Source organism: Nocardioides epinepheli (assembly GCF_037936805.1).
Lineage (GTDB): Bacteria > Actinomycetota > Actinomycetes > Propionibacteriales > Nocardioidaceae > Nocardioides.
In genome coordinates this window covers 170909-193625 of record NZ_JBBMMC010000004.1, presented here as the reverse complement: position 1 = coordinate 193625, position 22717 = coordinate 170909, and the positions used below count along the sequence as shown (strand labels likewise).

At 72.0% G+C, this 22717-nt stretch carries 21 protein-coding genes and 1 riboswitch; of the genes, 13 read left to right on the top strand and 8 right to left on the bottom strand.

The features are described from left to right. Positions 1-16: 16 nt before the first annotated feature. Positions 17-772 (bottom strand): gamma-glutamyl-gamma-aminobutyrate hydrolase family protein, encoded by a 756-nt coding sequence (locus WMR31_RS07545; RefSeq protein ID WP_340538173.1) that lies wholly within the window; start codon positions 770-772, stop codon positions 17-19. Between the two features lie 39 nt (positions 773-811). Here WMR31_RS07545 and WMR31_RS07540 point away from each other — a divergent pair, with 39 nt between their 5' ends. Continuing rightward, a complete protein-coding gene (locus WMR31_RS07540) occupies positions 812-1507 on the top strand; it encodes a FadR/GntR family transcriptional regulator (protein WP_340538172.1) in 696 nt (231 codons plus the stop codon). A 527-nt stretch (positions 1508-2034) separates the two neighbouring features. Here WMR31_RS07540 and WMR31_RS07535 read toward each other — a convergent pair. Further along, positions 2035-2865 carry a GIY-YIG nuclease family protein gene (locus WMR31_RS07535; RefSeq protein WP_340538171.1) on the bottom strand — a complete coding sequence of 277 codons (831 nt, stop codon included), beginning with the start codon at positions 2863-2865 and terminating at the stop codon, positions 2035-2037. Between the two features lie 233 nt (positions 2866-3098). Here WMR31_RS07535 and WMR31_RS07530 point away from each other — a divergent pair, with 233 nt between their 5' ends. The 12 genes from WMR31_RS07530 (at position 3099) to WMR31_RS07475 (ending at position 17211) form a co-directional block, all read left to right on the top strand. After that, positions 3099-3974 carry an SDR family NAD(P)-dependent oxidoreductase gene (locus WMR31_RS07530; protein ID WP_340538170.1) on the top strand — a complete coding sequence of 292 codons (876 nt, stop codon included), beginning with the start codon at positions 3099-3101 and terminating at the stop codon, positions 3972-3974. Next, positions 3971-5146 (top strand): zinc-binding dehydrogenase, encoded by a 1176-nt coding sequence (locus tag WMR31_RS07525; RefSeq protein WP_340538169.1) that lies wholly within the window; start codon positions 3971-3973, stop codon positions 5144-5146. Before WMR31_RS07530 ends, WMR31_RS07525 begins: the two co-directional genes overlap by 4 nt. 28 nt (positions 5147-5174) lie before the next feature. Then, complete coding sequence (locus WMR31_RS07520; RefSeq protein WP_340538168.1) at positions 5175-6182, top strand: alpha/beta hydrolase; 1008 nt, start codon at positions 5175-5177, stop codon at positions 6180-6182. An 11-nt stretch (positions 6183-6193) separates the two neighbouring features. Further along, on the top strand, positions 6194-7162 hold the full coding sequence (locus WMR31_RS07515) for an alpha/beta hydrolase (protein ID WP_340538167.1): 969 nt from the start codon (positions 6194-6196) through the stop codon (positions 7160-7162). A gap of 45 nt (positions 7163-7207) precedes the next feature. Beyond that, complete coding sequence (locus WMR31_RS07510; protein ID WP_340538166.1) at positions 7208-8173, top strand: alpha/beta hydrolase; 966 nt, start codon at positions 7208-7210, stop codon at positions 8171-8173. 61 nt (positions 8174-8234) lie between these two features. After that, entirely contained in the window at positions 8235-9218 is a 984-nt protein-coding gene (locus tag WMR31_RS07505) for a hypothetical protein (protein WP_340538165.1), read from the top strand. Positions 9219-9278: 60 nt separating this feature from the next. Next, positions 9279-9869 carry an NAD(P)H:quinone oxidoreductase gene (wrbA, locus tag WMR31_RS07500; protein ID WP_340538164.1) on the top strand — a complete coding sequence of 197 codons (591 nt, stop codon included), beginning with the start codon at positions 9279-9281 and terminating at the stop codon, positions 9867-9869. 196 nt (positions 9870-10065) lie between these two features. Further along, positions 10066-10192, top strand: a riboswitch (cobalamin riboswitch). Between the two features lie 36 nt (positions 10193-10228). Then, complete coding sequence (gene cobN, locus WMR31_RS07495; protein ID WP_340538163.1) at positions 10229-13816, top strand: cobaltochelatase subunit CobN; 3588 nt, start codon at positions 10229-10231, stop codon at positions 13814-13816. After that, positions 13813-14544 carry a precorrin-6A synthase (deacetylating) gene (gene cobF / locus WMR31_RS07490; RefSeq protein WP_340538162.1) on the top strand — a complete coding sequence of 244 codons (732 nt, stop codon included), beginning with the start codon at positions 13813-13815 and terminating at the stop codon, positions 14542-14544. Before cobN ends, cobF begins: the two co-directional genes overlap by 4 nt. Next, complete coding sequence (locus WMR31_RS07485) at positions 14541-15980, top strand: cobyric acid synthase (protein ID WP_340538161.1); 1440 nt, start codon at positions 14541-14543, stop codon at positions 15978-15980. Before cobF ends, WMR31_RS07485 begins: the two co-directional genes overlap by 4 nt. Further along, the gene (locus WMR31_RS07480) at positions 15977-16696 is read left to right on the top strand and encodes a cobalt-precorrin-6A reductase (RefSeq protein WP_340538160.1); all 720 of its coding nucleotides are present in this window, start codon (positions 15977-15979) and stop codon (positions 16694-16696) included. The genes WMR31_RS07485 and WMR31_RS07480 overlap by 4 nt, the downstream gene beginning before the upstream one ends. Continuing rightward, the gene (locus WMR31_RS07475; protein WP_340538159.1) at positions 16693-17211 is read left to right on the top strand and encodes a bifunctional adenosylcobinamide kinase/adenosylcobinamide-phosphate guanylyltransferase; all 519 of its coding nucleotides are present in this window, start codon (positions 16693-16695) and stop codon (positions 17209-17211) included. The genes WMR31_RS07480 and WMR31_RS07475 overlap by 4 nt, the downstream gene beginning before the upstream one ends. On the opposite strand, the gene WMR31_RS07470 is transcribed toward WMR31_RS07475, so the two are convergent. The 6 genes from WMR31_RS07470 to cobBC form a co-directional block, all read right to left on the bottom strand. Then, positions 17212-18015, bottom strand: coding sequence for a CbtA family protein (locus tag WMR31_RS07470; protein WP_340538158.1), 804 nt, complete (start codon positions 18013-18015; stop codon positions 17212-17214). Between the two features lie 101 nt (positions 18016-18116). Further along, positions 18117-18344, bottom strand: coding sequence for a CbtB domain-containing protein (locus tag WMR31_RS07465; RefSeq protein ID WP_340538157.1), 228 nt, complete (start codon positions 18342-18344; stop codon positions 18117-18119). Between the two features lie 144 nt (positions 18345-18488). Then, entirely contained in the window at positions 18489-19190 is a 702-nt protein-coding gene (locus tag WMR31_RS07460; protein WP_340538156.1) for a (2Fe-2S) ferredoxin domain-containing protein, read from the bottom strand. Continuing rightward, positions 19187-20098, bottom strand: a complete 912-nt coding sequence (gene cbiB, locus WMR31_RS07455; RefSeq protein ID WP_340538155.1) for an adenosylcobinamide-phosphate synthase CbiB — start codon at positions 20096-20098, stop codon at positions 19187-19189. The genes WMR31_RS07460 and cbiB overlap by 4 nt, the downstream gene beginning before the upstream one ends. Continuing rightward, positions 20098-20286, bottom strand: a complete 189-nt coding sequence (locus WMR31_RS07450; protein ID WP_340538154.1) for a nicotinate-nucleotide--dimethylbenzimidazole phosphoribosyltransferase — start codon at positions 20284-20286, stop codon at positions 20098-20100. The genes cbiB and WMR31_RS07450 overlap by 1 nt, the downstream gene beginning before the upstream one ends. Next, a complete protein-coding gene (cobBC, locus tag WMR31_RS07445; protein WP_340538153.1) occupies positions 20283-22712 on the bottom strand; it encodes a bifunctional hydrogenobyrinic acid a,c-diamide synthase/histidinol phosphate aminotransferase CobBC in 2430 nt (809 codons plus the stop codon). The genes WMR31_RS07450 and cobBC overlap by 4 nt, the downstream gene beginning before the upstream one ends. Positions 22713-22717: the final 5 nt, after the last annotated feature.

The window sequence follows — 22717 nt, the reverse complement described above, 5'->3', positions numbered from 1 at the left end:
CGGTTCGGGGTGTGGGTCATGCCGCACTGGGGATGCGGTCGCGGCAGGCGGCGACGAAGCCGGCGAAGAGCGGGTCGAGCGGTGGCTGCTCGGGGTGCCACTGCACACCGAGCACGAAATGCTTGGCTGGCCACTCAACGGCCTCGACGGCTCCGTCCGGGACCGAACGGGCGACGACGCGACCGCCCGTGCCGACCTGCGAGACGCCTTGGTGGTGGTGGGAGTTCACCGTGCGGAGTCCGGCGAGACCGCACTGTCCGAGCATGCTGTCGGCCTCGACCTCCACGCCGTGCTCCGTCACGTGGTCCAGGCGTCCGGGAGCGGGCCGGTGCTCGGAGTACCCCTCGTCTCGCAGGTGCTGGTGGAGGGTGCCGCCGGTGGCGACGTTGAGGATCTGCAGGCCGCGGCAGATCCCGAGGACGGGGAGGTCCTGCTCCAGAGCCGCGGTCGCGAGCGCGAGCTCGAAATCGTCCCGCACGGCGCTGGTCTCCTCCTGCCTGGGGCCGGGCGTCTGCCCATAGCGGTCGGCGCCGACGTCGGTCCCGCCGGCGAGCAGCAGCCCATCGAGGGCGCGGAGCACCTCGGTAACAGGACCCGCGCTCAACGGCGCAGGGGCGAGGACGACCGGCAGCGCGCCGGCCCGGTGCACGGCGGACAGGTAGGTCTCAGCGACCAGGACCGCGGGCTGAGCGGACCAATAGCCCCACGTCGCGAGCGTGGGGACCCCGCCCACGCCGATCAGCGGGACCGTGGCCCTTGGTCCGGTTTGCATACCAACAGACACTAGGACCACGTCGGGTAACCTGCAAGGGTGACGCACGACGACATCCTGCTGGCGCCTCTCCACACGCCGCCGGCCTATGCCGCCGTGGTGGACCGGGTCCGCCGCGCCCTTGCCTTGGGCGTGCTGCTCCCCGGTGACCGCCTCCCCTCAGAGCGCACCCTGGCCGAGGAGCTCGGGGTGTCGCGCGTGACCGTACGCGAGGCGCTCCGCGTGCTCCAGGGTGAGGGACTCCTGGTGACCAAGCGCGGCAGCGGCGGGACCGTGGTGTCCACGCCGGCACGCGAAGTCGGCCGCGTCAGCGAGACGCTGGTGAGCGAAGTGGCCGAGGTGTTCGAGTTCCGGGTGGCGGTCGAGAGCATGGCGGCCCGGCTCGCAGCCGAGCGGAGCGCCGGCGACGTGGCGAAGCTTCTGGACTGCCAGGACGCGCTCGCCTCGAGCACCGATGTGGACGCGTTCCGCAGAGCCGACTCGGAGTTTCACCTGTCCGTGGCCCACATGAGCGCCAACGCGATGCTGCGGCGCTCGATCGAGGACGCCCGCGCGGCGGCATTCTCCTGGTTGGACCTGCGGGAGTTCACGGTCTTCCACGACTCCTCGATCCGCGGGCACGCCGCGATCATCGAGGCCATCAGTCGTGGGGACGGCGAGGCTGCTGCTGCGGCGATGGTGGATCACATCAGCACAGCGCGCGGCGAGGTGTTGGCGGCCCTGCGCGCCGCCTGACGCCCAGCCGATCCCTCGGCGTGAGGCCCTGCGACGTTGCTGCGTGGAACCACCTGAGCCTCTGGCGCCGAGCTCGGCGGTGGGCTGCTCATCAGAGAGCGAGGACGGCTAGGCATCGCACCTCCGTGAACGAGGCGCAGAGAGCTGGAGCGATGCGCACGCCGCCGGCGAGCCGATAGCGGTCGAGCGCAACCCGTCATCCGCACCTGCAAAGTGGGTGGACTCCACCTCCACTCCCCCGCAGGCCTGGGGTTTCGGATCTGGCGATCGACCCCGCTGATCGTCAACGTTGGCCTGCCTGCGGAAACGCCGCCGAGTGATTATCGGGTCGCCCGGCGGCGTTTCTCGTGAGGCGTTCTCCCGGATGGCATCCGACGGTGCGATTGACGTGTCACTCACGGCGACTACGGGATCGTGGCTGGGCCACCGTAGAAGCTCGAGTCGATCGAGGCCTCCTGGCTCGCGCGCTCGCTTGGGGCCAAGTGCGTCTGACTCCGGCGCACGACGGTACAAGCGACCGGACGCGCTCAGTTCTTGTTGTGGCCAAGCGAGCGCGCCTGCAGCACGTCCTTCCAATAGGACTCGCGCTCAAGCACGTGGGAATCGTCAGTACGCATCGACCAGAACTCGAGCAGCGCGAACCTCAGGTTCGTGCGAAAGTGCTCCTCACCTTCCTCCTCCAGGAGTTCCTTCAGGCCGACGTTGTTGCCGTGCAGGGTCACGGCGTAGTTGCTCCACCGTTGCCAGATCCCGGTGTCGCCGTATGCCGAGCCGACGTAGCGCGCACCCGTCGTCTGGTCGTGGATCACGTAGACGCCCTTCATCTGCTCGAGCGCGATCCGCCAATCGGGTCGCTGTTGCCCCACGACGATCTGGAGGTCGGCGAGGGAGTGGTTGATGCGGTCGTGGCCCGGGAACGGATCGCCGACGAACGCTTCCTCGAGGATCGATGAAACGGTCATCTCGTCGATGCAGGACTCCATGTTCCGGCGCCGCTGCCGGCCGGCCAGATGCAGCCTGACGTAGAGCCGCCGGATGAAGGGCCCCATCAGGTCGTCCCGCGGGATCACGTCGTAGGAGTAGGTCCTCGGCTCGGGTCGTCTCCCGGTCACTTCCCAGATCCCCCCGAACAGCCAGAGACACGAATCGTGGCGATCCTGGGCCAGCGAGAATATGAACTGGCGATTGAAGGCGTTCGTGTCGGGTCGCCACGAGTTCCAGCGCTGCCACTCCGCCGGATCGTTCGCCAGAACGTCGATGGGGAACGCGCGACCGTTGAACACGGCGCAATGGACCTTGCAGGCGGCCGGGTCGAAGGTTGTCGGCAGCATAGATGCAAGCGGGATCGGCGGCGCCATGGCCGGAGCGTACGCGGAGGGTCCGATCGTCACGCTGAATCGAGGTGGTCGATCGTCTTCGGTTGACGGCGTCCATGGGGCGCTGGTCGCCGTCGATCGCGACCGCACCTCCGCGCGACTGGCGGGTGATCCGCACCGCATCTGCCGCGGTCGGCGGTTCTCCTGCGGACCCCCACTCCGAAGACTGGAAGGACCACCACACCGGTGGTTCAACGGTCACGAAGGAGTGAGTCATGACTTGGCCCGCAGGAGAAGCCGCGCTCGTCACCGGAGGTGCCTCCGGCATCGGGCTGGGCGTCAGTCGCGCGCTGGTCGCAGCAGGAGCCAAGGTCGCCGTCGCCGACGTCGACGAGGAGCGCATCCTTGCAGCGGTCAGCGAGCTGACCGAGGCTGGCGGAACGGCGACCGGCGTACGCCTGGACGTCAGCGACCAGAACGCATGGCAGCCGGCTGCGGACCAGGTGGAGCGCGAGCTGGGCCCGGTGTCGATCCTGTGCAACATCGCCGGCGTGAACGGCGGCGGGCGCGTCGAGGACACGCCGTTCGAGGTCTGGAAGTGGGTCCAGGGCGTGAACGTCGACGCCCAGTTCCTCGCTGCATCGACCTTCATCCCGCGCTTGCGCGCCCGCGGCGGGCGCGCGGTCATCCTCAACACCGCCTCGATCTCCGGCCTCATCGCGATGCCGCACGTCGGTGCCTACACCGCCTCGAAGTTCGCCGTCGTCGGCTTCACCAACGTCCTCCGCCGGGAGCTCGCCGACAGCGACATCGCCGTGTCCCTCCTCATCCCCGGGTCCGTGGCGACGCGGATCAACTACACGGCCGCCGCTGAGGAGGCGAAGAGGACCGGCCACCCGATCGATCAGGCCGTCGTCGACGCCAACCACGCGATCCTGGCCAAGGGTGCCGACCCGGACGCCGTCGGCCGTCAGGTCGTCGAGGCGCTCCAGGACCAGCAGCCGGTCATCGTCACCCACCGTGAGTGGGCCGAGCTCTACCGTGCCGAGACCGCCGGGATCGAGGCGGCCTACGAGGCCTTCGACGGCCGGCACGGGCCGGACGCGACCGCGCAGATGCTCCTCTCCGGCCACAACCCGGTGTCGGCATGAGCGCCGAGTTGATGAGAGCAGTTGTCTGCCAGTCCGGCGAACTGACGGTCGAGGAGATCCCTGCACCGCGGCCCGGGCCAGGGCAGGTCCTGCTCAACGTCGTGCGGGCGGGCATCTGCGGGTCCGACCTCCATGCGCGGGTACATACCGACACCCTCGCCGACATGGCCGGCATCGTCGGGTACGCCGACGCGCCCCGTCGTGCCGACGCCGTCGTCTTCGGGCACGAGTTCTGCGGCGAGGTCGTCGAGTACGGTCCCGAGACGAACCGGCGCTGGAAGCCGGGCAGCCTGGTCGTGGCGATGCCCATGATCCGCAACGACCGGGTTCCCTACATCCTCGGCTCGTCCCGCCAGGTCAATGGCGCCTACGCCGAGCAGATCGTGGTCCAGGAGTCGTTCACGTTCGAGGTCCCGAACGGCCTCGCCGCCGAGCACGCGGCACTCACCGAGCCGATGGCGGTCGGTTGGCACGCCGTCCGCAAGAGCCGGATCGGCACGAAGCAGACGGCGTACGTCATCGGCTGTGGCCCGGTGGGCCTGGCGGTCATCGCCACGCTGAAGGCGGCCGGTGTCCGCACGATCATCGCCTCCGACTTCTCCCCCACGCGGCGCAAGCTGGCCGTGCAGTGCGGTGCCGACGTCGTGGTCGACCCGCGCGAGGTCGACCCGTTCACCTCCGATCCGGCCCCTTCGGGTCCCGACAACGTGCCGGCTCTGCTCAACGTGGGGTTCGACGCGATGGAGAAGTTGCGCCGGGTGCCGAAGGCGCCGTGGTGGCTGGCGTTCCGCGCCATGCACAAGCTGAATGTCGGCGGCAACGGTCCGGTCGTGTTCGAGTGCGTCGGTGTGCCCGGCATCATCGACAGCCTGCTCGCCGCAGCACCTCTCATGAGTCAGCTCATCGTGGCCGGCGCCTGCCTCGAGCCGGACACCTTCGAGCCGTCGCGCGCGATCGCCAAGGAGATCGACATCCGCTTCTCCACCGGCTACACCCCCGGCGAGTTCCGCGACACCCTCCACATGATCGCCGACGGCATGGTCGAGGCCTCCCCGCTGATCACCGGCACCGTCGGCTTCCACGGCGTCGAGTCCGCCTTCGCGGCCCTGGGCGACCCCGAGCGCCACGCCAAGATCCTCATCGACCCGCACAGTCCCGTCGTGGACGCCTGACCAGTCCGACCCCACCCGAAGGAGCACCATGACCGAGACCGTCAGTGCGCGGTTCGCCGACACCCCGGTGTGCCCGCCGGTCGACCCCGAAGCCGGCGCCGTGCTCACTGCCATGACCGCGCTCGTCCCGGCCGTGAGCGGCGAGACCCTGGACGACCTGCGGGCATGGGGCGCGAGCGTGCCGGTGCCCGACCTCACCGCGGACGGCGCGGTGGTCGTGACGGAGCGGGAGGTCCCCGGCCCCTCGGGTGCGCCGGACCTCACGGTGACGATCCTCGCCCCGGCGAGCGGCCCGACCGGCCTCCCGCTGATCTACAACATGCACGGCGGCGGCCTGGTGATGGGCAACCGCTACATGTACCTGCACGAGTTCCTCCCGTACGTGGCGCGGTCCGAGGCCGTCGTCATCTCGGTGAGCTACCGGCTCGCGCCGGAGCACCCGGCCCCCGCCCAGGTCGAGGACTGCTACGCCGGCCTGGTCTGGGCCGAGGACAACGCACAAGAGCTCGGCGTGGACCCGGAGCGGATCATCGTGGCCGGCATCAGCGCCGGCGGTGGACTGGGCCTGGGCGTGTCGCTGAGGGCGCGGGACGCGGGCTACCCCGCTATCACCCATCAGGTGCTCGTCGCGCCGATGACCGATGACCGCTTCGACCTGCCCAGCATGCGCATGGTCGACGGCGGCCCGAGTGACCGCAACGACATGGCCTGGATGTGGGACGCCGTCCTCGGCACCGATCGTGACGAGACCACCATCGCGCCGTACGTCGTGCCCGCCCGCGCAGCGGACCTGTCCGGGCTGCCGCGCACCTACCTCGACGTCGGCGGCTCCGAGTGCTTCCGCGACCCGGTGCTCGAGCTCGCGATGCGCCTCTCTCAGGCGGGGGTCCTCGTCGATCTCCACCTGTGGGGTGGTGGGTACCACGGCTTCGACCTCAACGCTCCCGACGCCGCGGTCTCGCGCGCTGCCCGCGCAGCCCGCGACGAGTTCCTCACCCGCGCGCTGTTCGCACCGCAGACCCCCACCGACCGCTGAAGGAGACCCTCATGACGACCACCGCGCTCCCCCGCCCGCCGTTCGACCCCGAGCTCGAGGTGATGCTGGAGGCGATCGGCCAGCAGATCCCCCTGACCATGACGCGCGAGATGATCCCGATGATCCGCCAGGTTCCGCCGTTCGCGCTGACTCCGGAGGAGTACGACGCGATGGGGCTCTCCGTGCGCGATGTGCCGATCACCGGCTACGAGGGCGCCGAGATCCTGGTCAGCGTCATCGCCCGCAAGGACCACACCGGCACCGGCCCAGGGATCTACCACACCCACGGCGGCGGCATGGTGACCGGCGACCGCTTCGCCGGCATCCAGCACGTGCTGCCCTGGGTCCTCGACAACGACGCCGTGCTCGTCACGGTCGAGTACCGCCTGGCCCCCGAGCACCCGGACCCGACCCCGGTCGAGGACTGCTACGCCGGCCTCCTCTGGACTGCGGAGAACGCCGGCGAACTCGGTATCGACCCGGACCGGATCCTCATCACCGGCGCGAGCGCAGGTGGCGGTCTCGCTGCCGGCACCGCACTGCTCGCCCGCGACAGGCGTGGCCCGAAGCTGATCGGCCAGGTGCTCGTCTACCCGATGATCGACGATCGCGACCGCACCATCTCCTCCCAGCAGTACGAGGACCTCGGACTGTGGGACCGCACGAGCAACCGGATGGGCTGGAGCTGCCTGCTCGGCGATCGCGTGGGAACCGACGAGGTGTCGATCTATGCCGCCCCGGCACGCGCGACCGACCTGTCGGGGCTGCCGCCGGCGTTCATCGACTGCGGCTCTGCTGAGGTCTTCCGCGACGAGGACGTCGCCTACGCGTCCGCGCTGTGGGCTGCCGGCGTCCAGTGCGAGCTGCACGTCTGGCCGGGCGGATGGCACGGCTTCGACCTGGCGGCGCCGGACACGGTCCTCGCCAAGCGGATGGTCGCGGCGCGCCGCGACTGGGTTGCGCGCCTGCTGAGCGACTGATCCGCGAGAGCATGGGGAGAGGCCGGCCGAGGTGAGGAGCACGCGATGACCAGCAGCCGCCCGCGGCCACCCTTCGATCCCGAGTTGAGTGCGGTTCTCGCGGTGCTGGGCGACCAGCTCCCTGACCTCACCCCGGAGACGATTCGATCGTTCCGGGCCCAGGCGGTGAACCCGATGCCGCTGACGGAGCAGCTGTTGGGCGAGCATGGCGTGACCCGTCGCGACCTCGCCGTCCCGGGGTTCCTGGGCGACGACATGCTCATGACGGTGCTCGCCCGAGCAGACCACATCGGCAGCGGCCCCGCCATCTACCACCTCCACGGAGGCGGAATGATCGCCGGTGACCGCCTGCTCGGACTTGCGCCGATGCTCCCGTGGATCGTCGAGCACGACGCGGTGCTGGTCAGCGTGGAATATCGCCTGGCGCCGGAGTTCCCGGACCCCTACCCGGTCGAGGACTGCTACGCCGGCCTGCTCTGGATCGCTGCCAACGCCAGGCAACTGGGCCTCGACCCCGATCGGATCGTCGTGGCCGGCGCCAGTGCCGGCGGCGGACTCGCCGCGGGCATCGCTCTGCTGGCGCGGGACCGCGGCGGACCGCCACTCGCCGGGCAGCTGCTGCTCTGTCCGATGCTGGACGACCGGGACCAGAGCGTGTCGACGGAGCAGTACGACACCGGCACCTGGGTGCGCGCCCACAACCGGGTGGGCTGGCAGGCGCTGCTGGGCGAACGCCGCGGGACCGGGACCGTGTCCCCCTACGCGGCACCCGCGCGGGAGACGGACCTGACGGGACTGCCACCTGCGTTCATCGACTGCGGATCCGCCGAGCTCTTCCGCGACGAGGCGGTCGGCTACGCCTCAGGTCTCTGGGCGGCCGGCGTGCAGTGCGAGTTGCATGTCTGGGCCGGAGGCTTCCATGGCTTCGACCTGCTCGCCCCGCACACTGCGGTCTCCCAGGCGGCGATCGCCGCTCGGGACAGCTGGGTCACGCGACACCTCGCTACCTGAGCCACGCGCTCGCCGGTCGACGCCGGAGCGTTAGGCTGGACAACCCGACGCTGGAGCGCACATGCAGGAACTCCTCGGGCGGCTCACCGCCCTGGATCCCGAAGCAAGCGAGGCCCTGAAGGTCGTCACCTACTTCGATGCGCTCGTGGCCGCAGGCGTCGGGCTCGACGCCCTGCTCCGGGCAGCAGCGGCCCTGAGCGGCACGGTGGCCGGGGCCGAGCGCCGTGGCCGAGTAAGCAGGTTCGACCCGTCCGGCAAGAGGTGCGAGACCACCGCGGGCACCTGCCGCTCACCCGAGCGCTCCGGCGCACACTCGCGGGTGTGGCTCGAGCGAGACGGAACCCTCCACGCCAACGACGAGATGGTCGTCGAGCGCCTCGCACTCGCCGTCGAGCTGCTGGAGGCGAAACGCGGACGTGACGGCAGCCTCGATCTGGTGCTGGACCACGCGACGCCCCACGGCGAGCGAACGGCGGCCCTGGCGCGCCTCCGCATCAATCCCGGGGCCCAGATCCGGGTGATCGCCACCCGGCTCGAGGACCGGATCGAGGGAGCTGCGTCGACCGTCGTGGCGACCCGCTACGGCATGCTGCGAGCCACCCTCGACCTCACCGGACAGACACCCGTCGGGGCCCGCGCCGGGCTCGGCACCTGGACCCGCGCCGACCGCGCGCCCGAGTCCTGGGAGGGCGCGGTGGTGGCCCAGCGCCTCACCAGCAGGGCCGATCCGGTCGTCGACTCGACCACCCTCGGAGCCATGCTCGGGCTCGCCCTCTCCTATGACCCCGAAGCCCCTCACCCCGACGTCACCGCGCTCGCGCAACTCGACGACCGCGCCCGCGAAGTGCTCCTCGCGCTCGTCGAGTGCGAGAGCATGCGTGCCGCGTCGACCCGCCTCGGCATGCACCACTCCAGCATCCAGGCCCGCCACGACGCACTGACCCGCGAGCTCGGCTACGACCCGCGGACCCCCATCGGTCGCATGCGCTACGTCGCTGCCGCGCTGCTGCTCCGGCTCACGGTGCCGCTCGACCCCACCGACTGACTTCCCACACCTCACGCCGCTCGGCGGGCGGCTCTCGCGGCCCCCCACTACGGTGGCCACATGACCAAACTTTCAATCATCTACTACTCCAGCTACGGCACGGCCCACGCGATGGCGTCGCGGATGGCCGCGACCGCCGAGGCCAAGGGCGCCGAGGTGCGCCTGCGCCGGGTCCGGGAGACCGCACCGGACGAGGTCGTCCAGAGCGTCGAGGGCTGGGCCGCGCACGCCGCCTCCGTCGGCGGCCAGCCGGTCGCCGAGCCCGAGGACATCGACTGGGCCGACGCCGTGATCATGGGCTCCGGCACCCGCTACGGCCACGTCACCAGCCAGCTCCAGTCGTTCATCGACACCCTCGGCCCGCTGTGGCAGGAGGGCAGGCTCGCCGACAAGGTGTACGCCGCGTTCACCTCCAGCCAGACCAGGCACGGCGGGCAGGAGACGACCCTGCTCGCGATGCTGACCACGTTCTGCCACTTCGGCGGCATCATCGTGCCGCCCGGCTACACCGACCAGATCAAGTTCGCCGACGGCAACCCGTACGGCGTCGGCGTGGTCACCGGAGGCGACGGCGTGGACGAGACCGCGAACGCCGCGCTCGATCACCTCGTCACCCGCGTGGTCGACGTCGCCCAGCGCCTGGAGGACTGACCCGCCACGGCTGCCGTGGTCACCGGCTCGGGCGGGGGCCGGGCCGGTGACAGGGCACTGCAGCTACACGTCGTGGTCCCCCGCTCGAGCCCCTCGGCGGCTGCTCACCAACAGCTCGCCGCCCTTCATCGCGACGTCGAACGGATCGCCGCAGACCTCACCGACCGTGGCGGACGAGGTGGACCCGATGGCTCCACCGACGCATCGTCCCGTAGGCTCGGCCTCGCCTGTGGAGCAGGAACCCGGTGTGATTCCGGGGCGGTTCCGCCACTGTGATGTCGCTCGACGACCAGCCAGACACTGACCACCGGCATTCCGACCGATCGACGGGGCGAGAACCCCGGAGGAGGAACCCGGCGATGGCCGAGCCGTCTGTCCGTATCGCGTTGCTGTCGACGTCCGACACCGACCTGCTGTCCGCGCGGGCCAGCGGTGCCGACTGGGTGTGGGCGAATCCGGCGCGCTCGCTGCCGGTGCTCGAGGACGTCGACCTGGTGGTCGTGCGTCTCCTGGGCTCGCCGCACGACCTGGACCCGTGGCGCGAGGCGCTGTTCGTCGGAGACCGGCCGGTGGTGGTACTCGGCGGCGAGCAGCAGCCGAGCGCGGAGCTGATGGAGCTGTCCACCGTGCCGATCGGCGTCGCCGCCGAGGCCCATCGCTACCTCGCCGAGGGCGGGCCCGAGAACCTCGGCCAGCTGCACGCATTCCTCTCCGACACCGTGCTGCTCACCGGCGAGGGCTTCGAACCGCCCGCGGAGGTCCCCGCCTGGGGCATGGCCGAGCGGCCCACCGACCGGCCGCGGGTCGGCGTCCTCTACTACCGCGCGCACGAGGTCAGCGGCAACAACGGGTTCGCCCGGGCGCTGTGCGAGGCCATCGACGACACCGGCGCAGCAGTGGGTGTGCCGATCTTCGCCGGCTCGCTGCGCTCGGCACCCGACGACCTGTACGCCGCGCTCGGCACCCTGGACGCCGTGATCGTGACCGTGCTCGCCGCCGGCGGCTCCGTGCCCGCGGCGGCGAGTGCCGGTGGTGACGACGAGGCCTGGGACGTCGAGCGGATGGCCGCCCTGGACATTCCGGTGCTGCAGGGGCTGTGCCTAACCAACAGCCGAGCGGAGTGGGAGGCCTCCGACGACGGCGTCAGCCCGCTCGACTATGCCGGCCAGATCGCGATCCCGGAGTTCGACGGGCGGATCAGCACCGCGCCGTTCTCCTTCAAGGAGATCGACTCGGACGATCCGGCCGGCCTGCCGGCGTACGTCGCCGACGCCGAGCGCTGCTCACGCGTGGCTCGTATCGCTGTCAACCACGCCCGTCTGCGACACCTCCCGAACGCCGAGAAGCGACTGGCGCTGGTGCTCTCGGCGTACCCCACCAAGCACGCGCGGATCGGCAACGCCGTGGGCCTGGACACCCCGGTCTCCGCCATCCAGATGCTGCGCCGTCTGCGGGACAGCGGCTACGACCTGGGCGCGGACAATGTCGTGCTGCCGCTGCTCGACCTCGACGACGACACCGCCGCCGGCGATGCGCTGATCCACGCCCTGATCGCCGCCGGCGGTCAGGACGAGGAGTGGCTGACCTCGGCCCAGCTCAGTGACGCGCACGTGCGCATCAGCCAGGCCGACTACGACGCGTGGACGGCCGACCTGCCCGACGACCTGCGCGAGTCGATGGTCCAGAAGTGGGGCCCCTCCCCCGGATCGCTGTTCGTCAACGACCAGGGCGAGCTGGTGCTTGCCACGCTGCGCGCGGGCAACGTCGTCCTGCTCATCCAGCCGCCACGCGGCTTCGGGGAGAACCCGGTCGCGATCTATCACGACCCCGACCTCCCGCCGAGCCACCACTACCTCGGCGCCTACCGCTGGCTGGAGCACGGATTCGGCGCCGACGCCGTCGTCCACCTCGGCAAGCACGGCTCGATGGAGTGGCTTCCCGGCAAGAACGCCGCACTGTCGGCCTCCTGCGGTCCGGACGCGGCGATCGGCAGCATGCCGCTGATCTACCCGTTCCTGGTCAACGACCCCGGCGAGGGCGCTCAGGCCAAGCGACGAGCCCACGCCACGATCGTCGACCACCTGGTGCCGCCGATGGCGCGCGCGGAGTCCTACGGCGACATCGCCCGGCTCGAGGGGCTGCTCGAGGAGTACGACAAGATCTCCGCGATGGACCCGGCCAAGCTGCCGGCCATCCGCGGCGAGATCTGGCAGCTCATGCACGCCGCACAGCTGCACCGCGACCTCGGCCTCGAGGAGCGCCCCGGGGACGAGGAGTTCGACGACTTCCTGCTCCACGTCGACGGCTGGCTCTGCGAGATCAAGGACGCCCAGATCCGCGACGGACTGCACGTCCTCGGCGCCGCACCCACGGGCGAGGCGCGGGTGAACCTGGTGCTCTCCATCCTGCGCGCGGCACAGGTGTGGGGTGGGGTCGGCAACGCCGTCCCCGGTCTGCGCGCCGCGCTCGGCCTCGCCGACGGCGCCTCGGCCGCCGAGACCGACGCCTTCGAGGCCCAGGCCCGGGGACTGGTGGAGGCGATGGAGAAGGCCGGCTGGGACCCTGCGGTCGTCGGCGACCTCCACGACGACCAGGACGTGCGGCAGGTGCTCACCTTCGCCGCGACACAGGTCGTGCCGCGCCTGGCCCGCACCACCGACGAGCTCGACGCGGTGCTGCACGCCCTCGACGGCGGCTTCGTGCCCGCCGGGCCCTCCGGCTCCCCGCTGCGCGGCCTGGTCAACGTGCTACCGACGGGACGGAACTTCTACACCGTCGACCCGCGCGCCGTGCCGTCCCGGCTCGCCTGGCAGACCGGCCGGCACATGGCCGACTCGCTGGTCGCCAAGTACCTGGAGGAGACCGGCGACTACCCCGCCTCGGTGGGCCTGTCGGTGTGGGGCACCTCGGCGATGCGCACCTCGGGCGACGACGTCGCCGAGGTGCTCGCACTCCTGGGGGTCCGCCCGGAGTGGGACGCCGAGTCCCGTCGGGTCAGCGCGCTGTCGGTGATCCCGCTCGACGAGCTCGACCGCCCGCGCATCGACGTCACCGTCCGCATCTCCGGCTTCTTCCGCGACGCCTTCCCCCACGTGGTCGCCATGCTCGACGACGCGGTACGGATGGTCACCGAGCTGGACGAGCCCGCCGACCGCAACCACGTGCGGGCCCACTACCTCGCCGACCTCGCCGAGCACGGCGACGCACGCCGGGCCGCTACCCGGATCTTCGGCTCCAAGCCGGGCTCGTACGGCGCAGGCATCCTGCAGGTCGTCGAGTCCGGGACGTGGCGCGACGACCAGGACCTCGCCGAGGTCTACACCGCCTGGGGCGGGTTCGCCTACGGCCGCGGACTCGACGGAGCACCGGCCGCCGACGACATGCGCGCGAACTACCGCCGGATCAAGGTGGCCGCCAAGAACGTCGACTCCGCCGAGCACGACATCGCCGACTCCGACGACTACTTCCAGTACCACGGCGGCATGGTCGCCACCGTCCGGGCGCTGACCGGAGCCGAGCCCAAGGCCTACGTCGGCGACTCCACCTCCCCGGACGCCGTACGGACCCGGACCCTCGCAGAGGAGACCGCACGCGTCTTCCGGGCCCGCGTGGTCAATCCGCGCTGGATCGCGGCCATGCAGCGACACGGCTACAAGGGCGCGTTCGAGCTGGCCGCGACCGTCGACTACCTGTTCGGCTTCGACGCGACCGCCGGCGTCGTGCACGACTGGATGTACGAGAGGCTGGCCCAGGAGTACGTCCTGGACGAGACCAATCAGCGGTTCCTGCGCACCTCGAACCCGTGGGCGTTGCGCGGCATCGTCGAGCGACTGCACGAGGCGGCCCACCGCGGCCTGTGGGCCGAGCCCGACGCCGGCACGCTGGCCGCGATGCAGCAGGTCTACCTCGAGGTCGAGGGCGAGCTGGAGGACGGCGTCGAGGCATGAAGGTCCGGATCCTCGGCGTCGGCATGGGGCCCCAGCACGTCACGGCCGAGGTCGGCGCCGCACTGCGGACCTGCGACTACGTCGTGGCCGCCGCGAAGTCGGCCGACGACGACCTGCTGGCCGTGCGCCGGGCGATCGCGGAGGCGTCCGGCGTCGAGGTCGTGCCGGTCCCCGATCCCGAGCGCGACCGCGATGACCCGGCCGACTACCCACGTGCGGTCGCCGCGTGGCACCAGGCGCGGGTGGCCGCCTACGAGTCCGTGCTGCGCGAGCGCGGCGGCACCGCGGCGTTCCTCGTGTGGGGCGACCCGTCGCTGTACGACTCGACGATCCGCATCGTCGACGGGCTCTCCGAGCGCCTGCCGATCGACTACGACGTCCTGCCCGGGATCAGCGCGCCGCAAGTGCTGGCCGCAGCCCATCGGATCGTGCTGCACCCGGTCGGCCGTCCGGTCCACCTGACCACCGGCCGCCGCCTGCGGCAGAGCATCGCGGCCGGCCAGACGAACCTGTGCGTCATGCTCAACGCCCACCTCGACCTGGCTGGGCTGGACGACTGGTCCATCTGGTGGGGCGCGAACCTGGGCACCGACACCCAGTCGCTGGTGGCCGGTCGGGTCGGCGAGGTCCTCGAGGAGATCGAGGCGGCCCGGATCCGGGTCAGGCGCGAGGCGGGCTGGGTGATGGACGTCTACCTCCTGCGCGCACCCACCGGACGCTCGTCGTGAGCGGCCTGCTGGTCGCCGGGACCACCTCGGACGCCGGCAAGAGCGTGGTGACGACCGGGCTGTGTCGCGCCTTCGCTCGGCGCGGCGTCGCGGTGGCGCCGTACAAGGCGCAGAACATGTCGAACAACTCGATGGTGTGCCGCTCGCCCGACGGCTCGATGGCGGAGATCGGGCGCGCCCAGTGGGTGCAGGCGCTGGCGGCCGGCGTAACCCCCGAGCCGGCCATGAACCCGGTGCTGCTCAAGCCCGGCAGCGACCGGCGCAGCCATGTCGTGCTCATGGGAGAGCCGGCCGGCGAGGTGAGCGCGAGCGACTGGGAGAGCGGCAGACGACACCTCGCGCGCGCGGCCCACGAGGCCTACGACGACCTCGCCGGGCGCTTCGAGGTCGTCGTCGCCGAGGGCGCCGGCAGCCCGGCCGAGATCAACCTGCGCGCCGGGGACTTCGTGAACATGGGGCTGGCCCGCCATGCCGACCTGCCGACGATCGTGGTGGGCGACATCGACCGTGGCGGCGTCTTCGCGGCGATGTACGGCACTCTGGCGCTCCTCGAACCTGCCGACCAGGATCTGGTGGCAGGGTTCGTCGTGAACAAGTTCCGCGGAGAGAGAGCACTGCTCTCCCCCGGCCTCGAGTCGCTGGAAGGCCTCACCGGACGTCGGGTGTTCGGCGTACTGCCGTGGGATCCGGCGCTCTGGCTGGACTCCGAGGACGCCCTCGACCTCGACGGACGCCGTGCGGACGGCGGCGGGACGCGCACGGTGGCAGTGGTGCGGCTCCCCCGGATCAGCAACTTCACCGACGTCGACGCCCTCGGACTCGAGCCCGACCTCGACGTGGTCTTCGCGTCCGCTCCGCGCGACCTGGCGGACGCCGACCTCGTCGTCCTGCCCGGCACCCGCGCGACGATCGCCGACCTGGCCTGGCTGCGCGCTCATGGTCTCGACCATGCGATCAGGGCCCACGTGCGTCGCGGCCGGCCGGTCCTCGGCATCTGCGGCGGCTGCCAGATGCTCGGGCGCACGATCGCCGATCCGCACGGCGTGGAGGGCCCACCGGGAACCGTCGAGGGTCTCGGTCTGCTCGACCTCGACACCACCTTCGGCCCCGAGAAGGCGCTGCGAATCCACGAGCCGGCCGGCTACGAGATCCACCACGGGCGGGTCGCGGGCGAGCACGTCCGCGGCCAGGTCGTCGGCACGATGGTGCACGGGGCGATGGAGGACGACGACCACCGCGCGACCTATCTCGCCCAGGCACTCGGCGTCGCGAGCCGGGCCTCCTTCCCCGCTGCCCGCGAGCGACGCCTGGACCGGCTCGGCGACCTGGTCGAGCGGCATCTGGACGTCGGCGCCCTGCTCGATCTCGCCCGGCACGGAGCACCCGCACACCCGCCCTCTATACCGCTAGGCAGATCCCCGGGCGGCGCGGCATGAGGCTGCTCCTGCTCGGCGGCACCGGTGAGGCCCGCGACCTGGCGGCTCGGCTGGTCGGGGACGGCGTCGACGTGACGAGCTCGCTGGCCGGCCGGGTGGCCCGGCCCCGGCTCCCGGTCGGCACGGTGCGGATCGGCGGGTTCGGCGGGGTCGACGGGCTGCGGGCGGCCCTGACGCGGTTCGACGCGGTCGTCGACGCCACGCACCCCTTCGCTGCCGGGATGACCGCGAACGCCGCGGCCGCCTGCACCGATGTACCCCTGCTGCGGTTGGAGCGTCCGGGGTGGGACCCGGACCCGAGGTGGCACTTGGTCGACACCCACGACGCCGCGGCCGCCGCGGCCGCCGACCTCGGTGCGCGCCCCTTCCTCACGATCGGCCGCCAGGAGCTGGCCCGCTTCGTGCCCGCCCTTCGCCGGAGACAGGTCCTGGCCCGCGTGGTCGACGCACCGGACCTGGACCTGCCGAGTCCGTGGCGGCTGGTGACGAGCCGCGGCCCCTACACGCTCGACGGCGAGCTGGCCGTGCTGCGCGGCCACGGGAGCGACGTGCTGGTCACCAAGGACTCCGGCGGCAGCCACACGTGGCCGAAGCTGCAGGCGGCCGCGGATCTGGCGATCCCCGTCGTCGTCGTCCGCCGGCCCGCCGGCCCGATCGGCGTCACCACCGTGCACACGGTCGACGAAGCCGTCGCCTGGGTGAGGGAGAGAGCATGAGGATCCTGGTCACCGGCGGTGTCCGCTCGGGCAAGTCCCGCCACGCGGAGTCCCTCGTGCCCGGGCCGGCGACCTACGTCGCACCGGGCCCGACGCTCGCCGAGGACGCCGACCCCGACTGGGCGGCACGGGTCAAGGCCCACCAGGACCGTCGCCCACCGACGTGGACGACGGTGGAGGCTCGCGACCTCGCGGCCGCGCTCGGAATCCGCGGGCCGGTGATCGTCGACTGTCTCGGCACGTGGCTGAGCGCCGTCCTCGACGAGCGGGCACTGTGGGACTCCCCGAGCGCGGAGGCCGAGACCGTCGTCCGCGGCCTGGTCGAGGAGGCCGCCGACGTGATCCGTGGCCGGGACGACGTCGTGCTGGTGACCAACGAGGTCGGTCTCGGCGTCGTCCCCGCCCATCGCTCGGGCCGGCTGTTCCGAGACCTGCTCGGACGGGTCAACCAGGAGATCGCCGCGGCCTGCGACGAGGTGCATCTGGTCGTCGCAGGCCGCGTGCTCAGGCTCTGATCACAGACTCGCTGCCAGCGCCCTTCGATCGGCGTCGGCCGCCTCTCGGCGGTAAAGGCGTCCGACGAGGCCGGCCAGGACGACGCCGAGCACGCCCCACATCGTGGCCAGGGTGATGAGCGAGGCTCGGCGGAAATACCAGAGCACGTCGGCCGGGAAGTCGCCGAGCTCGTTGACAGTCGCGAAGACCTCCGCCGCGGCCACCATCACGACCAGGTAGCCGGCCGCGCCGATCACGGTGCCGCCGTAGGTGCCGATGCGGCCGCGCAGCCTGACCGCGGCGTACGTCGCCGCCACCGCGGCGAGCACGGACAGGAGCAGGAAGCCGAAGTAGAGCGCGGTCCGGTCGCCGATCGTGTCGCCACTGCCGACGGCCGGTGGATTTGCGGGGTACTTCAGGAACGGGACCAGGGCCACCGAGACGAACCCGATCAGTGCGACCAGCGCGACGGTCTGACCCGGCAGGAGTCGACCGATTCGACCGACCGCGCCGGCCGAGACGAGAGCCACGATCCCGCCGAGGGCGAGGCCGATCGTCAGGGTCCCGGTGAGCAGGCCCCAGGTGCGCTGGGTGCTCCGGGACACCTCGGCGCCGCCCTCTTCACCGTGCGAGTGGGAGTGGGCGGCCTCGTCGTGGTCGTGGGAGTGCGCCTCGGCCGCCGGCTCGCCGGACGCACCGGCGTCCTCGAGTGAGATGGCGGCCTCGACCTGTGGCTCGGCGACCAGGTAGGCCACGAAGAAGGTGGCCAGTCCGGCGACCAGGCCGGCGAGCAGGCCGCGGATGAGGAATGCGCGTGCGTTCATCGAGTTGTTCCGTTCGGGAGGTCGCCACGACCGCCGCCACGGCAAGCAAGGCAAGCTGCCGGGCGGTGACGGCGAGACGGACGCCGGGTTGCTGGTTCCGGTCAGTGGCAGGGGTAGCCGAGCAGGTGCCGGCCGTCGTGGACCCACTCGTGGATCGCGGTCCCGGACGGGATCGAGATCGCACCCTGGTCGGCGCTGACGAAGAAGATCACCAGCACGGCGAGGAGCCCGAAGAACAGCGCCCATGGCGCGAGCTCGCGCAACGGGATGGTGGGAACCTCGACGGCGCCGGCAGAGGGCGCTGGGATGGCCGAAATGGACTGCGACATGTGTCCTCCTCAGGGGGTGACTGCGCCCCCGGTCAATGGGATCAACGGACACTCGGGTCTGACTTCACCGCCCCTTCGGGCGATGTCACAGTAGCGCGACTGTGCCGGATTCCCACCGGCTTCCTCGCATCCGTGGTGCCAACGCTAGCAGGTGTTCTGCCCTGTGTTCCGGGCAAGTCGGTGTCGTTCCACGACGTGTCCCCCGACCAGGTGTTCGCCGACGATCCGGGTGGCTGCGGCGGCGTCGACGCCGCCGTACCAGACGTCGTCGGGCTGGATGCTGAGGACCGGCGCCTGGTTGCAGGGGAACTGACACCCGGTGTGGACCACGAGCACGTCGGAGTCGCCGATCCGGTGCTCGATCATGCCCAGGAGCAGGGCACGCAGTGAGTCCTCGGCGCCCTTGGCCGTGCATCGCGGGCCGCGACAGACCAGCACCTGGTGCCGATGTCCGGTCACCTGCTCCCACGCGGCCGAGGTCAGCCCTGGCTCCGCGCCGGTGATCGGACGCGTGAGGGTGCGGGCCTTCTCGTAGGCGTCGAGATCGGCGATGAGCGACGACGCCACGAGGATCTCCGGACGGGAGCCGGAACGCTCGCGCCACCAGTGGCCGGCGATCCGACGCAACCAGGAGTGACCTGGGGCGATCGGCCCGGTGTCGACGCCGACGAGCGTGATCGTCGTGGCGCCGGCGTCGGCCAGGCGGGTGAGCTCGGCCGACAACGACGGGTCGCCCATCTGGAGGAAGGCCAGTGTGGCTTGGTGGTTCTTGGCTGCGGCCCGCAGCTCGTCGCGGCGGTCGACGTCGCTGACCGACATCCCCACCAGCACCTGGTGGCGGGTCATCGCCGGGCCCCGAGGAACGCAGCCGCGAGAGCGGCGCTCACACCGACTCGGAGAGCCAGCCGGTTCGCGACCGGGATGTCGCCGGGCTCGACCGGTCGTCCGTCGCCCAGGATCGCGCGGTCCTCGGTGCGGTCGCCGTAGTAGCGGTTGGTTCCGCCCAGCCGGACGCCGAGTGCGCCCGCGAAGGCTGCCTCGACCACGCCGCCGTTCGGACTCGGGTGTCCGGCGGCGTCGTGGCGCCAGGCGCGCCAGGCCCGGTGCGCCCGTGCGGGCTCCGCGGCCAGGACGAGCAGGGCCGACAGCCGCGAGGCGGGCAGGTTGACGAGGTCGTCGAGACGCGCGGCCGCCCAACCGAATCGCTCGTACCGGGCGTTACGGTGCCCGACCATCGCGTCGAGGGTGTTGGCGGCGCGGTAGCCGAGGAGTCCCGCCGGCCCGAGGATCGCTCCCCACAGCAGCGGCGCGACGACCGCGTCGGAGGTGTTCTCCGCGACGGACTCCACGACCGCGCGGGACACCTCGACGGCGTCGAGGTGCTCGGTGTCGCGACCGACCAAGCGCCGGACCCGAGCCCGGGCGCCGGGGAGGTCGCCGCGCGCAAGGCGTGCGTGGACGGCGGCGGCCTCCCGCTCCAGCGAGCGCCCGCCGAGCACGACCCAGGTAGTCGCCGCGACGACTGCGGTCCGCGCCACCGGGATGCGGTCGAGCAGCAGTCCGACGGCGACCGCCCCGCCGACGAGCGCGCCCTCGTGGAGGAGGCCGCGAGTGCGGGAGTCTCCGTACGTCGTCTGCTCCAGCCGCGCCGCGCAGGTCCCGAACCCCGCGACCGGGTGCCAGTGCCGCGGGTCGCCGAACGCCCGGTCGGCGGCGAAGCCGATCAGGAGTCCGACGGCGCGCGCAGGAGGCATCAGGCCCCGGCGAAGACGACGAGCCGGACGTCGGTGACCGGTGCGGGCGGCACCTCGCCCTGACACGAGGCGACCCACACTCCGAGCTCGCCGAGACGGCCCAGCGCTCCCGGCGGCGTGGCGAGGGCGCCCAGGCGAGCCTCGGCCTCGCAGCGGGCGGTGTCGGAGGGGGCGGCGAGGGAGGTCATGGATGCGTCCTTCGAGATGGTCTCGGGGTCCGATGGGATGGTGCGACGGCGTCGAGGGCGGCGAGGAGTCGGGCGGTGAGCACCGGCGGGCGGACCGCGATGCGCACCCAGCTGGCATCCAGCCCCGGGAACGTGTCGGCCCGGCGCACGGCGACGCCACGCCCGCGCAGCGCGTCATGGACGCCGTCGCCGACCCGCGCCAGCACGAACGGCGCCGCCGAGGCTACGTGCTCGACGTCGCGCTCGCGCAGGCCCTGCTCGAGGACCCCGCGCCAGTCGCCGAGGGTGACGGCCCGCTGGTACGACTCGGGCCCGGCCTGCGCGGCCGTGCAGGCCACGGTGGCCGCGATCGCGGCGGTCGAGACCGCCCACGGCGTCTGGAGCTCGGCCAGGCGCCCGACGACCTCGTCGTCGCCGACGACGTAGCCGGCCCGGACGCCGGGGATGGACCAGTGCTTGGTCAGGCTGCGCACCACGACGAGGCTGGGGACGCGTTCCCCGCCCAGCGTCTCGGGCTCACCGGGCACCGCGTCCATGAACGCCTCGTCGACGACGACGACCCGATCCGAGGGGCCTGCCTCCAGGATCCGCAGGAGCGTGGCTGCCGGGTGCAGCACTCCGGTCGGGTTGGTCGGGTTGCCGACGACGACCAGGTCGGCGTCGTCGGGGACCGCACCAGGATCGAGGACGAAGCCGTCGTCGGGGCGGCACAGCACCTCTGTGACCAGGTGGCCGGCCTGGGCGAGGGCCGCGTGCGGCTCGGTGAACTGTGGGTGGACCACCACCGGACGACGCCACGCCCGCAGCCTCGCAATCAGCGAGAAGGCCTCGGCCGCACCTGCCGTGGCCAGCGCCTCCGCGACCGGGCGCCGGTGTCTGGCCGCCACGGCGTCGGCCGCGCGACCGGCGTCGGGGTAGGCCGCGGCGTCCGCGATCGCCTCGCGCAGGGCGTGGTCGAGCCAGCGCGGTCGGGGCCCGTCGAAGACGTTGACGGCGAAGTCGAGGAGCCCGGGCGTCGCCTCGACGTCGCCGTGGTGACGCAGGGGGTCTGCCGGCGCCCGCCGGGACTCGCGGGCGGAGGCCGGAGGCGGGCTGGAGCCGCGGTGTGGTGCGGTCGCGTGCACGGCGTCGGCGAAGCGCTGCGCGAGCCGCGGGTGGCCGGCCCAGTGGGTGTGGAGATAGGAGGCGTGCAGGGTGGCCGTCGCGAAGCCGGTCGGTGCCGAGTCGATCTCCCAGGCAGGGTGCTCGCCGGCGTCGGGGACCGTGCGGGTGCGGTGGAACTCGTGCCCGGTGACCTGCTCCCCGATCCGGGTGAGCAACGAGTCCGCGACCGCGGTCGCGACGGGGTAGCGCAGCGTGAGTCGTTCAGACATCGCCGCGGACGCCGCGACGACACCGGCCATGCGGACGCCGTCGAGCGACTCGGCGAGGTAGAGGAGACCGGCGCACTCGGCGACCGTCGGGACGCCGTCGGCGACCGCGGTGCGCAGGTCGTGCAGCAGGGCGGTGTTCGCGGCCAGCTCACCGGCGTACATCTCGGGGAAGCCGCCGCCGAGGTAGATGCCCTGGGTGCCGTGCGGGAGAGCCGGGTCGGTCAGGGGGTCGAACGACTCGACGCGACAACCGGCTGCCGCGAGCAGCTCCTCGGTCTCGGCGTAGCGGAAGGTGAAGGCACGTCCGCCGGCCATCGCGACGACCGGGCGACCCGGGCCGGCCGGCACCGTCTGCGGGGACCACGGCTCGGCGTCGAGGTCGGGCGCGGCGCGCGCGGCGTCGACCAGGGCGTCGAGGTCGAGATGGCGTGCCACCTGCTCGCCGAGGTCGTGGATGGTGCGGGCCGAGCCGTCGCGCTCGGCGGCGGTGACCAGGCCGAGATGACGCGACGGCGCGGTCAGCCGGTCGTCGTGCGGAAGGACGCCGAGCACCGGGATGCCGGTGCGTTCGAGCGATCGGGTGATCTCGGCGGTGTTGCGCGGCGAGCCCGCCCGGTTGAGCACGACACCGGCGATGGTCACGTCCGGGTCGTAGGCGGCCAGCCCGGCGGCGATCGCCGCGGCCGTGCGGGACAGCCGGTCGATGTCGAGCACCGCCACGATCGGGGTGCGGGTCAGCGCCGCGACGTGGGCGGTGGAGGCGAAGCCGTCGGTGCCCAGGCGGCCGTCGTAGAGACCCATCACGCCTTCGATCACCGCGACGTCGGCGTCGCGGGCGCCGTGCAGGAGGAGCGGCACGATCTGCTCCTCCCCCACCAGGTGCGGGTCCAGGTTGCGTCCCGGGCGCCCCGTGGCGAGTGCGTGGTAGCCGGGGTCGATGTAGTCGGGTCCGACCTTGTGGCCACTGACGGCGTGGCCGGCCTCGCGCAGCGCCGCCATCAGGCCGGTCGCGACGGTGGTCTTGCCCTGGCCGGTGGCCGAGGCGGAGATCACGAGTC